The organism is Proteus sp. G2609 (genome assembly GCF_963896135.1).
Taxonomy (GTDB): Bacteria; Pseudomonadota; Gammaproteobacteria; order Enterobacterales; family Enterobacteriaceae; genus Proteus; species Proteus mirabilis.
Genome location: NZ_CAWQNB010000004.1, coordinates 48,257 through 60,611, shown reverse-complemented (window position 1 = coordinate 60,611; position 12,355 = coordinate 48,257). Strand labels below are relative to the sequence as shown.

The window sequence follows — 12,355 nt, the reverse complement described above, 5'->3', positions numbered from 1 at the left end:
TATATAAAGATCGGTCTTTATGACTGATTAAATTCACAACTGAGCATGGGAGACTAACTGAAAGATGAAGATCTTCAATCGCTATAACCCAGAAAAAATTGCTCTCTACGTTAAGACGTTATTTCGTGGACGGTTTTATATCAAAGGAATGGGCGCATTTGAGTTCGATTACGGTAAAATTTTATTGCCGAAAATAAAAGATAAGCTGCATTTTAATGTGATGAGTGAAGTTAACCAGCAGGTGGTTTTACTCAAAGCTGAAATGGGCTAACTTTTATCTGATAGATAACTGAGTCTATATCTTGTGCTTTTACGATAAGACTCAGTTATTAATTTCAGTTTGTTACCAGTTGATTTAGGCTTTATGCTCTTCGTGCTCAAATGGCACTTCTGTCGTTGTTTGAGGAGCAGGTATTGCTTCTTGCAAAACCGGTTTTACTGGCGGAATATCATCAATTTTAGTGACAAGCAGTTGATCAATTTTATAGTTATCAATATCCACCACTTCAAATTTATAACCTGCAAACTTCACATAGTCAGTACGTTTGGGGATCTTACGCAAACGGAACATCATAAACCCTGCAATGGTTTCGTAATTGCTAGAATCCGGGAAATCATCAATATCTAATGCCCGCATAACATCATCAATAGGTGTTCCACCTTCAACCAACCATGAATGCTCATCACGACTGACGATTTGCTCTTCTTGACCCGGGCCAATCAGATCGCCCATTAAAGTGGTCATCACGTCATTTAAGGTGATAACGCCCATCACCATCGCGTATTCATTGAGAATAATGGCAAAATCTTCCCCTGAGGTTTTAAAGCTTTCTAGCATGTCAGATAAAGTTAAGGTATCCGGAATAATAAGGGCTTTACGGATATGCACACCTTCTTTGAGGTTGAGACTTTGCCCATTGATCACACGGTTGAGTAGCTCTTTTGAATCTACATAACCAATAATATGGTCAATATCCCCTTCACAAACTAAGAATTTAGAGTGGGGCTGGGTGGCAATTTTATGCTTAATATCTTCTTCTGTCTCTTCGCGATCAAAGTAGACAACATCTTCACGTGGTGTCATGGCTGATGGTACGGTACGTGATTCTAATTCAAAGACATTTTCAATTAATTCGTGCTCTTGTTTACGTAATACCCCCGCTACTGCACCGGCTTCGACAATCGCAAAGATATCATCAGATGTAATATCTTCATTTCTTACCATCGGGATTTTAAATAGTTTAAAGATAAGATCTGCCATGCCATTAAACAACCAAACTAAAGGGCGGAATAAGGCGAGACAAAAACGCATAGGATTAACAATTTTCAGTGCAATGACTTCTGGCTTGATCATGCCGATACGTTTAGGAGTTAAATCGGCAAGCAGAATAAACATTGATGTGACGATAATAAATGAACAGACCGATCCTAATTGTTGCGCGAGAGGTGCTTCTAAAAAGCGGGAAAAGAGATCTTTTAATGCGGGAGAAAAAGCAGATTCACCGACAATACCCGCCAAAATGGCAACGGCGTTAAGACCAATTTGTACCACGGTAAAAAACATACCGGGGGTTTCTTGCATTTTTAATACACGAGCGGCGTTGATATTTCCTTCGTCAACCAACTGTTTGAGTTTAATACGACGGGAGGCCGCCAGTGATATTTCAGACAGCGAAAAAAAGGCGCTAATGGCACACAGCAAAAGCACAATGAGTAAACTATTAAGCATATAAGGCTCACATCACCCAGAGTATTAAATCCAGAGGGTAATACTTGAGTGTTAATAATCGAAGATAAATCAATATATTGTGATAGACTATTTTATAAAAATAGACACAAAGATAGATAAGAGGGCGTAATTATATCATCGCCCTGCTATTTTCTGCTAGTGTTAGTTTGCCGGTGGAAAACAGATACCAATGCCACCAAGTCCACAATAACCTTGAGGGTTTTTAAATAGGTATTGCTGATGATAATCTTCAGCAAAATAGAAAGGTCCGGCAGGTTGTATTTCAGTGGTGATCTCTTTATGTGCCCCTTCACTATTGATAGCTTGTTGATAACGTTGTTTTGACTCAATAGCTTGTGCATATTGCTCTGGGGTTAGGGTATAAATGGCCGAGCGATATTGGCTACCAATATCATTACCTTGGCGCATACCTTGGGAAGGGTCATGATTCTCCCAAAAAATAGCCAATAATTGTTGATAGCTGATAAGGGTCGGATCAAATACCACACGAACGACCTCTGCATGACCGGTACGGCCTTGGCAAACTTGCTCATAGGTGGGATTTTCTGTTACACCACCGCTATAACCGGCACTTGTGCTATAAACACCGGGTTGTTGCCAAAATAGGCGTTCAACGCCCCAAAAGCAGCCCATGGCAAAATAAGCAATTTGCATATTTTCTGGGATCTCACGGATAGAATGCCCATTGACGGCATGATTAGCAGAAATTTCTAATGGCGTTGTGCTGCCGATTACGGCATGCTCAGGATGATAAGCTTTATGTTGCAAGGTAAACTCCAAATTTTATATTTGTAAACGCTTTACTATGGTAAAGGTTTAATATTGTTATAAACTAAATCTACAATAAAGCTTAAAACTATTTGTCGTCAATTACCGAATGATATAAATAATATTGAGGAGAAAACGTGCCGAGATACTCCGTTATCTACGTTCTCTGTCTGTCTTCTATAACGTCTTTTGCTTATGGGGCAAATTTACGTTTAAAAGTAGAAGGTTTAGAAGGGCAACTCGAAAAGAATGTACGAGTCCAGCTATCAAACATAACAACAGAAGAAGTTGCACCAGACGGGCGTTTTCGTGCGCGTGTTGAAAAGGCAATTAAAGAGGGCCTACGGCCTTTAGGTTATTATCAGCCAACGGTCACTTTCTCTTATCAAGAAAATACCCCTCCGACACGCCCTGTATTAACAGCAAAGGTTGAGCTTGGTATTCCCGTACTGTTAAAAGGGGTCAATATTGTACTGGAAGGGGGAGCTAAAACAGATGAACAATATGCCAAAGTGATTAAAGAAAACACCCCCCCTCTTGATAGTGTGTTAAATCATGCCGAATATGAAAAATTAAAAGGCTCGTTAACAGGGCTTGCTATTCGTCGTGGTTACTTTGATGCAGATATGGAAAAAAGCCAGCTCGGTGTTTCTTTAGATAATCATGCCTCGTATTGGGATTTTGTCTTTAATAGTGGTGAACGTTACCGTTTTGGTAAAGTGAATTATACTGGCTCACAAATTCGTGAAGACTACCTACAAAATATTGTGCCTTTTAAAGAAGGGGAATATTACTCTTCTGAAGATTTGGCAGAGTTTAACCGACGCTTAGCTGCCACAGGATGGTTTAATTCGGCGGTTGTCACACCTAATATCGCTAAAGCACGTAGTGAAGGCAATTATTTGCTACCAATGGATGCCGTTGTTACCCCTCGTTCACGTAACTATATGGAGCTAGGGGGCGGTTTTGCCACAGATGTCGGACCTCGATTAAATATGCAGTGGGATAAACCTTGGATAAATTCTAGGGGCCATAGTTTAACATCGAATATGAGTATTTCTAAGCCTGAGCAATCTATTGGTGCTAATTATAAAATTCCATTAAAAGTTAACCCATTAGAACAATATTATGGCATTCAAGGCGGCTATAAACGTACAGATTTAAATGATACTCGTTCGGATACCACCACACTGAACGTTTCTCGTAACTGGGATATGTCAACGGGATGGCAATACAGTATTAATACCCGCTGGAGTCTGAGCCACTTTACCCAAGGTGATGTTACCAATACAACCATGTTGCTTTATCCTGGTGCGAATGCAAGTCGCGTACGCCAACGGGGTGGCATGATGCCTTATTGGGGGGATAGCCAACGTTATTCAGTCGATTATTCCAATAAAATATGGGGATCTGATGTTGAATTTCTCGCCCTACAAGCTCAGCAAGTGTGGATACGCACGCCTTGGGAAGGCCACCGTTTTGTGGTCAGAGGGACGTTTGGCTGGATTGAAACGAATCAATTTGAGAAAGTACCACCCGAATTACGTTTCTTTGCTGGTGGCGATAGAAGTATTAGGGGTTATAAATACCAAAGTATTTCACCGGAAGATAGCAAAGGTAAATTAACAGGGGCATCAAGAATGCTAACGGGATCTGCTGAATACCAATATAACGTAACTGGAAATTGGTGGGGAGCTGTATTTGTTGATAGTGGTGAAGCCGTTAACGATTTTACGAAAAGTGATTTTAAAACAGGTGCGGGTGCGGGGGTTCGTTGGGCATCTCCAGTAGGGCCTGTAAAGTTTGATTTAGCCGTTCCAGTCAATAGTGGTGAAGAGCGTAAGTTACAGTTTTATATTGGGTTAGGAGCTGAGTTATGATGAAGTGGTTGAAAAGGATAACACTAACGCTACTTATCATCATTTTACTGGTTTTAGGTGCTCTTGCATGGATTTTAGGGACGCAATCAGGGCTACATTTTGCCATTAATAGTGCAGCTCGTTGGGTGCCAGGTTTAACCATTAACAGTGTTAATGGCGGTTGGCAAGATTTACGTTTAACGGGTGTTGAGTATCAAATGCCGGGTGTAGATGTCAATGTGGGGGAGTTATCACTAGGCTTAAATTTAAGCTGCTTGAAGGATAAACAACTGTGTGTTGAGGCCTTAGGCACACGTGATGTTATCGTCAATGTAGATACCAGTGCACTCCCTCCAGCACAAGAAACACCCCCTTCTGAGCCTTTAACTGAGCTTAATGCCCCTTTACCTATCTATTTAAACTCTCTCTCATTAGCCAATACGCGTGTACAAATTGATGATATGGCCCTATCACTCAATGAGTTTACTACGGCAGCACAATGGGAAGGGCGTCAAGTCACCTTAAAACCGACAGTCATTAATGATTTGTTGGTGGCGTTACCGAAAACACCCGAAGACGGTAGTGTTGCCGCCATGGCGCAAGATGTAAAAGAAGTTGCAGCAACGACGCCTCAAGCGGAGCCTAAAACACCGCAAGAGCAAGAGCAGGCACTAGCTGACACTATTAAGACAATTTTCGCCAAGCCTTTATTAGCGCAGTTACCCGAAATTATTATTCCTGTTGATATCAATGTGGAGGGGATAGAAGGTAAACAGTTACAAGTTAGTGGTGATACGCCTGTGACTATTAATCAACTCTCTTTTCAAGCCAATACGCAAGGTCAACAGGTTAATCTCACTAGGCTCAGTATTGATGCGCCAGAAGGCAAAGTCAGTTTAAACGGTCAAATTACACTGGATAAACAGTGGCCGGTTAATCTAGATATGCAAGCGATGCTTCGTGAGATGGCAGGATTGGAAGAGTTTAAAGATCAGCAAGCGACACTGTCTTTACAAGGTGCGATACTTGATGAGTTAAAACTCGCACTCTCTTTAACAGGAACTGTTACCGCAAGCCTTGATGCACAAGCTGAGCTCGCTAAAGCACATCTTCCACTAAAATTAACCTTAGAGAGCCAAAAAGTGCGCTGGCCTTTAACGGGAGATGTGCAGTATCAACTTAATGATACTCGACTACGTCTTAATGGGCAGACGGATAATTATGATCTTTCATTACGTTCTAATATTGAAGGACAAGAGATCCCGCCAGCCAAATTGACCCTAGACGCTAAAGGGAATGAAGAGAAAATAGCACTCACTCGTTTGCGTTTAGCTGCATTACAAGGTCATGCGGATATTACCGGTGTGGCAGATTGGAGTAAGGCGATTAGCTGGAATGCATTATTGACTATCTCTGGTATTAATACAGCTAAACAATATCCCGATATGCCAGCGAAATTAGATGGACGTATTGCCACAACGGGTAGCCTGTATGGAGGAAGTTGGCAACTGCGAGTGCCTGAAATTACCTTAGATGGTAATTTAAAAAATAATCTTATTAAGGCGCGAGGAAACGCCTATGGTAATGATTCGGGGCAATGGAATATTCCTCAATTAACCTTAATTCTAGGTAAAAATAATCTCGATATTGCGGGGCACTTAGGTGATCAGTGGGCGCTTGATGCGAACATCAATGCACCGGGGTTAAATGGTTTAGTGCCGGGGTTAGCGGGCGTTATTAAAGGGAAAGTGAATGTTCGCGGTGATATTAATAAGCCGAAAATTATTGCTGATATCAATGCACAAGGGATCAAATGGCAAGATCAGCTCAGTGTTGGGTCAGTTGTGGTTAAAGGTGACATTCAGTCAGATGACGTGATCAGTGGCAAACTGGCAATTACAGCACGTCAGTTAAAACAGGCTGATTTAATTATTCGTCAATTAACGCTAGATGCGGCAGGGACAGAAAAACAGCATAAGCTTACCTTGAAAATGGATGGGGAACCCGTATCGGGTGGCCTGACATTAGCCGGCTCGTTTGATAAAGAAAAACAGCAGTGGCAAGGCACACTTAACAATACCGCATTTGATACGCCTGTAGGCGAATGGCGTTTAAATAAAGCGATGGCGCTAAATTTATTAGCGGAAAAACAGCAAGTGACGATTGGTTCACATTGCTGGGTAAATCCTAATGCACAACTGTGTGTACCTAAAGAGATCACTGTAGGTGAGAGTGGTAGTGCGGCAATCACTTTAACGCGTTTTGATTTAGCCATGATAAAACCATTCTTACCTCCTGAAACTGCGCTACGCGGTGTCTTTACGGGAGATGCTACGGCAACTTGGAATGCGAAAGGCGGATTACCTAAAGCGTCAGTTAACCTTAAAGGTCAGGGCGTTGGTGTAAAACAAAATGTCGATGGTACGGTATTACCTATTGATTTTGATGCAGTTACGTTAAATGCGGGTATCAATAATGGTAAAGCGACCTTGCAATGGTTAATTAGTATTGCCGGTAATGGTGACTTTAAAGGCCATATCAATGTTGCTGATCTAGAAAAAACACGTCAATTATCAGGTACGGTTGATATTGATAGCCTGACATTAGATCTGATTAAGCCTTTCTTGGGTAAAGGTGAAATAGCGCAAGGTAGTGTAGGGGCACAGCTACGTTTAGGAGGGAATGCACAATCACCATTGCTATTTGGGCAGTTTGGTATTAACCAGTTAAAAGTAGTTGGTCACTGGATCCCATTTGACATCACCAAAGGGAATGTCGATATTCGCTTTAATGGTGCGACTTCTGATTTAAGCGGTAGAATCGAAACACCGGAAGGTTATTTAAATCTGACGGGGAATGCGGACTGGCGCAAACTAGATGAGTGGCGTGCCGTGGTGGCTGCGAATGGCAACAAACTGCGTGTGTCATTACCACCAATGGTCCGTATTGATGTTAACCCAGACTTAGTTTTTGAAGCTAATCCACATTTGCTTAAATTAGATGGTCGTATTGATATCCCTTGGGCTCGTATCGTGGTGCAGGAATTACCCGAGTCTGCGGTGTCGGCCTCTTCTGATGAAGTGATGTTGGATAAAGAATTACAACCTATAGCACCAAAGCAGACTTCTATACCTATTCAAAGTAATTTGGCGATTAATATTGGCGATGATGTCACATTAGATGCCTTTGGGTTGAAAGCCAGATTAACAGGGGCATTAAAAGTTGCTCAAAGTAAACAAGGGTTGGGATTAAATGGTCAAGTGGATATTCCTCGCGGGGAATTCAAAGCTTATGGACAAGATTTACAAGTACGTAAAGGGCAAATCTTGTTCTCAGGGCCGGTTGATCAGCCATACTTAAATATTGAAGCGATACGTAACCCTGATAATACGGCAGATAATGTCATTGCTGGGGTTAAAGTCACCGGGCTTGCGGATAAGCCGAAAGTGGAAATATTCTCTGAGCCGGCCAAAACACAACAAGAAGCATTATCCTACTTGTTAAGAGGTGAAGGATTAGCAAGTGGTGATTCTGATTCAGCACAAATGACAGCCATGCTAATAGGATTAGGTGTTGGACAAAGTGGACAACTCGTAGGACGTATTGGCGAAACCTTTGGTATTTCTGATTTAGCGTTAGATACACAAGGTGTAGGGGATAGTTCACAAGTTGTCGTCAGTGGTAAGATAACCGATGATTTACAAGTGAAGTATGGGATGGGTATATTTGATTCGCTAGCGACGTTAACATTACGTTATCGCTTGATGCCCAGGTTGTATTTACAAGCAGTGTCTGGTATGAATCAGGCAATAGATCTGCTTTATCAATTTGAGTTTTAATTTATATGCGAATTATTGTTTATGGAAGTTTACGGCGAAATCAGGGTAACCATCACTGGATGACCTACGCACAGCTATTAGGTGAGTATAAATTAGCGGGGTATAAACTCTATGATTTAGGGTTTTATCCTGCTGTGGTTGAAGGTGATGGTGAAATAGAATGTGAAGTTTATCGGATCACGCCTTCCATTTTGACGGAGCTTGATGAACTGAAAAAAAATGATCAAGATTACAAGCGTCAGTTGATATCAACACCTTATGGTAGTGCTTGGATCTATCTTTATCAAAAGCCAGTTGATGGGTTGCGAGAAATCAAAAGTGGAGATTGGCTAAAACGCCACGAAGAAGAGTAATAGGCTTACGAAAGCTGACTCAATAATGATTAAAAAAGCTCGATATATATCGAGCTTTTTTATTTTTACTAAAATTAGTATTTATATTTTAAAATTTAAATAAATAATTATTACTTCGTTTTTTATCTAAATTGATATGAAAATAATTAATGGTAGAGCGGATTGACAGAAAAATAACTTCAGTGTTAAAACAGTTTTGCTTAAGAAGGAAAGAGATAACGACTTATTATTAAATAGCGAAATAAGGTAATTTATGGACAAATTAAACGATATTACTCAACTTTATAATAATCCGCCAAAAGATGTAAAACATAATATAGTCAATCGTCGTTTTACGGATATGATGCTACAAACTAAAACTGTTGCAACAGAAGCATTAGATAAATTAGCTTATCTTGCAGGTATTAAAAATGCACCTGCTGATGATAAGTATTTAAAATTAAACACCACTAGCTTAGATGCGTTACTAAAAAGTGCGAAGTCACTTGGTTATGATATCGAAGTCGTCAGTCTTTAATCAATAAGCAGCCGTAAGGCTGCTTTTTAAATAAAAGGAGACAATAGTGAATAAGGATATTAATGAACTTAATAAAGATATTAATATTGTCGGATTACATTGGATTAAACGCTGGCGAGTGAATAATGGAAAACATCAGTCTTATGTTATTCCTTTCGCAACAACCTATCCTATTAATATTGTTTATCACGGTAAAAGCGAATTTAAATATGGGCAGTATGGCATTCATCTTGGCCAGCAAGATACACTCACCTTTTTAGGTGATAAAAAACAAAAGATACTGGCTAAATTTATTGATTGTCGTAAAAACTCACCGACATTTAAATCAGAATTAAGTTTGGAGATAACCCCATCATCCGCAAGAACACTTATTATTCCCCCTGGAGTTGCTCATACTTTTTCCCATCTAGAAAATGTTTTTACCTTAAATAGCTACTCTCTTTTTTTACCTACTATCGAGCAATTAGCAAGTGAAACATTAAACTGGTCACCTAATAATGATGTGATAAATTTACCGGAAGATATCGATATTAATGAGATTGAAGGCTATGAGCCGATGACAGAAGAAGCTTCGGCGCTGGTCTACTATCGAGTTGCTGAGATACAACAGCAGTGGTTAAGCCAACATCGATTTTTACACTCTGAAACTCGTAAAATTCGCTTAGATAATGGCGATGAAATTAATGTAAGGTTGCGAGAGAAAATTGCCGATATTCAAAAACAATCATTACCTACATCCACTATTTTAGGTGTTGAATTTCGTGAAATGGCGACCCTGCATACGGGCAAAGAGAGTGGCATTGTCCCATTAACGCGACAATCCCCTATGTATCTAGTTGAACATGGTCAGGAGGCTTATGATTTCGACTCTTATGGATTACATTTAGGGCAAGAAGATCATTTAACTTTTTTAGGAAATACCTCGGGTAAAATCACTATTAAGCTGGTGGATATGCGTGAAGATTCGCCTACGCTATTTTATGAAGATGAAATGGTTTTTGATCCGGCACCCAATATTGAGTTAGTGATCCCCTGTGGTGTTGCCCATGCCTTATTTAATATGGCGAATATCATTACTGTCAATCGACCTGTTATCTATTTGGACGAAGAAAAAGAATATATTCCGGGTCATGACGTGATTGATTGGAAAATCGCTAATAAAAATTATCAAGCTTATCGTGTTAATAAAATAGCAGCAGATTTAACCTATTATCAATTTCTTGTTTCTAAACAACAAGCGTTAATGAAACATAAGCCCACCCATCATACCCCAAAATCGATTATTGTTTATGATGAAAATAATCAGCCTATTAAAGTATTAATTAAAGAAAAGGTGTAACCTCTATTATGCGTATTGTCTTTTTCTATATGCTTTTTTTGGTATTAAGTGCAGATGGTCTAATGGTTTTTTTGACACCTGTTATTGTTTATCAATTAACAACAAGCATTGAATATGCAGGATTGACATACGCTTTATGGTGGTTACCACGTATTTTTTTAATACCGCTTATTGGTCAATATATTGATGGTCTAGGTGTCCGTCCTGTTTCTGTTATTTCCGATAGCTGTAAAATTATCGGTTGTTTATTTTTATTAATAGTAGATTTTTCCTCTGATTTAGTTATTGCAATTAGTTTTGGATTAGTGGGTAGCTTAATATCTATTGGTAATTCACAGACACTGATTTCATATGAAAAAATTATTGCCTTGATGAGTCGCCATAAAGAACATCATATTAATATAATGTCTCGAATGGATTTTTTGGGCATGATCATTGGCCCATTAATCGGCATGTTATTTATTGATTATGGTTACCATTATTTACTGATTATTCCCTGTCTATTTTATTTCATTAACGCCGTGTTCTTTTTGTTCTTTTACCTAGTACCAAAACAGCGCCAATCTGCCACTCAGTTACATAGCCTAACAGAGACATTACAGGTGACGAAAAGGATAGTGGTGATTTTTACGTCTCCTATTTTGGTTTTTTCTATTTTAATTGCTATCGGCAATAATATGTTTGATGGATTAATTGAGTCGAGTGGGGCGGCGTTGATCGACCAATCGATGAATTTACCCATTAAATATTATGGCTTTATTGATATTTCTGCGGGGATCTGTGGCGTGATAGGAACTTATTTATATGGTTATCTAACCCATTATTTAAATCGAAAATTATTAATGTCTCTATCAATTTGTATCATCACAATAAGTTCTTTTCTATTGGTTATTTTTCAACATGATATCACGGCTTTTATTCTCTTTTATGCCCTATCCATTATTGGTAAGGTTTTTTCAGGGAATATTTTACGGATGTTAAGAATAGAAATTATTCCTGTGACACAATTAGCTAGCATTTCCTCACTGATTATTTTGTTTAATCAACTGATTTTGCCCATTGTTGGGGGATTGCTCTTTTTCTCTACAGGGAATATTTCGACAGTATATATATTGATGATAATCGCTATGGCGATCACCTTGGTGAGTGGCGTAATGCTTATTATGCGGTTAAACCATAAAAAAGAGATAATCATAAAATAAGCCCACATTTGAAGTGGGCTTATTTTTGCTAAGCAACCAATGGATTACTTAGCAACGCTAATTCTAATGACACAGAATTATTTTTTTGCGCGTTCAAAAGAAGACAGAATTTCAGCTTTAGCCGCTTCTACGCCTTCCCAACCATCAACTTTTACCCATTTACCAGATTCTAAATCTTTGTAATGTTCGAAGAAGTGTTTGATTTGAGCTTTTAATAATTCAGGTAGATCGTTCACATCTTTAATATGATCGTATTCTTTACTTAGTTTAGTGTGTGGTACAGCAACCAGTTTTGCATCTTCACCTGATTCATCAGTCATTTTCAGTACGCCAACAGGACGGCAACGAATGACTGAACCTGGTTGTAATGGGTATGGAGTTGGAACCAGAACGTCTACTGGATCACCATCTAAAGATAATGTGTTGTTGATGTAACCGTAGTTGCATGGGTAGAACATCGCTGTTGACATAAAACGGTCAACGAACAGTGCACCACTTTCTTTATCAACTTCGTATTTGATTGGATCAGCATTGGCTGGAATTTCAATAACAACATAGATATCTTCTGGTAGTTCTTTACCAGCAGGAACATGATTCAGGCTCATAAAAAATTTCCTATGAAAAATTAATTTGACGTGGCTCGTAGTATAGCGAAAAGTTTTTAACAATACCCGTTTTTTGCCGTACAGGTTGCCTTTTGAGGTAAAAATAAGCAACAAATACACGAA

Annotated in this window: 10 protein-coding genes; 7 read left to right on the top strand and 3 right to left on the bottom strand. The window is 39.3% G+C overall.

All coding sequences use genetic code 11. The annotated features are described in order from the left end of the window. The first annotated feature begins 64 nt into the window (after window positions 1-64). Window positions 65-271 (top strand): DUF1107 domain-containing protein, encoded by a 207-nt coding sequence (locus AACV01_RS01515; protein WP_004246270.1) that lies wholly within the window; start codon window positions 65-67, stop codon window positions 269-271. 84 nt (window positions 272-355) lie between these two features. Here AACV01_RS01515 and AACV01_RS01510 read toward each other — a convergent pair whose 3' ends face one another. Next, entirely contained in the window at window positions 356-1,729 is a 1,374-nt protein-coding gene (locus AACV01_RS01510) for a hemolysin family protein (RefSeq protein WP_004249615.1), read from the bottom strand. Between the two features lie 162 nt (window positions 1,730-1,891). Then, the gene (gene msrA, locus AACV01_RS01505) at window positions 1,892-2,518 is read right to left on the bottom strand and encodes a peptide-methionine (S)-S-oxide reductase MsrA (RefSeq protein ID WP_004249614.1); all 627 of its coding nucleotides are present in this window, start codon (window positions 2,516-2,518) and stop codon (window positions 1,892-1,894) included. Between the two features lie 137 nt (window positions 2,519-2,655). Between msrA and tamA the strand changes: the two genes are divergently transcribed. The 6 genes from tamA to AACV01_RS01475 all read left to right on the top strand — a co-directional run bounded on the left by tamA (window position 2,656) and on the right by AACV01_RS01475 (window position 11,627). Then, a complete protein-coding gene (gene tamA / locus AACV01_RS01500) occupies window positions 2,656-4,398 on the top strand; it encodes an autotransporter assembly complex protein TamA (RefSeq protein WP_004246266.1) in 1,743 nt (580 codons plus the stop codon). After that, a complete protein-coding gene (tamB, locus tag AACV01_RS01495) occupies window positions 4,395-8,216 on the top strand; it encodes an autotransporter assembly complex protein TamB (protein ID WP_134736541.1) in 3,822 nt (1,273 codons plus the stop codon). Before tamA ends, tamB begins: the two co-directional genes overlap by 4 nt. A 5-nt stretch (window positions 8,217-8,221) precedes the next feature. Beyond that, window positions 8,222-8,569 (top strand): gamma-glutamylcyclotransferase family protein, encoded by a 348-nt coding sequence (locus tag AACV01_RS01490; RefSeq protein ID WP_004246264.1) that lies wholly within the window; start codon window positions 8,222-8,224, stop codon window positions 8,567-8,569. A gap of 253 nt (window positions 8,570-8,822) precedes the next feature. Then, entirely contained in the window at window positions 8,823-9,086 is a 264-nt protein-coding gene (locus AACV01_RS01485) for an XRE family transcriptional regulator (RefSeq protein WP_161682329.1), read from the top strand. A gap of 46 nt (window positions 9,087-9,132) precedes the next feature. Next, window positions 9,133-10,425, top strand: a complete 1,293-nt coding sequence (locus AACV01_RS01480; protein WP_161682327.1) for a dTDP-4-dehydrorhamnose 3,5-epimerase family protein — start codon at window positions 9,133-9,135, stop codon at window positions 10,423-10,425. A gap of 8 nt (window positions 10,426-10,433) precedes the next feature. After that, window positions 10,434-11,627 (top strand): MFS transporter, encoded by a 1,194-nt coding sequence (locus AACV01_RS01475; protein WP_004253020.1) that lies wholly within the window; start codon window positions 10,434-10,436, stop codon window positions 11,625-11,627. A gap of 77 nt (window positions 11,628-11,704) precedes the next feature. Here AACV01_RS01475 and ppa read toward each other — a convergent pair whose 3' ends face one another. Beyond that, the gene (gene ppa, locus AACV01_RS01470) at window positions 11,705-12,232 is read right to left on the bottom strand and encodes an inorganic diphosphatase (protein ID WP_004246260.1); all 528 of its coding nucleotides are present in this window, start codon (window positions 12,230-12,232) and stop codon (window positions 11,705-11,707) included. Window positions 12,233-12,355: the final 123 nt, after the last annotated feature.

What these genes read in the sequence shown, in the direction of transcription:
- AACV01_RS01515 (WP_004246270.1), top strand. Translation starts at nt 65, where the DNA reads ATGAAGATCTTCAATCGCTATAACCCAGAAAAAATTGCTCTCTACGTT.
- AACV01_RS01510 (WP_004249615.1), bottom strand. Translation starts at nt 1,729, where the DNA reads ATGCTTAATAGTTTACTCATTGTGCTTTTGCTGTGTGCCATTAGCGCC.
- tamB (WP_134736541.1), top strand. Translation starts at nt 4,395, where the DNA reads ATGATGAAGTGGTTGAAAAGGATAACACTAACGCTACTTATCATCATT.
- AACV01_RS01490 (WP_004246264.1), top strand. Translation starts at nt 8,222, where the DNA reads ATGCGAATTATTGTTTATGGAAGTTTACGGCGAAATCAGGGTAACCAT.
- AACV01_RS01485 (WP_161682329.1), top strand. Translation starts at nt 8,823, where the DNA reads ATGGACAAATTAAACGATATTACTCAACTTTATAATAATCCGCCAAAA.
- AACV01_RS01475 (WP_004253020.1), top strand. Translation starts at nt 10,434, where the DNA reads ATGCGTATTGTCTTTTTCTATATGCTTTTTTTGGTATTAAGTGCAGAT.
- ppa (WP_004246260.1), bottom strand. Translation starts at nt 12,232, where the DNA reads ATGAGCCTGAATCATGTTCCTGCTGGTAAAGAACTACCAGAAGATATC.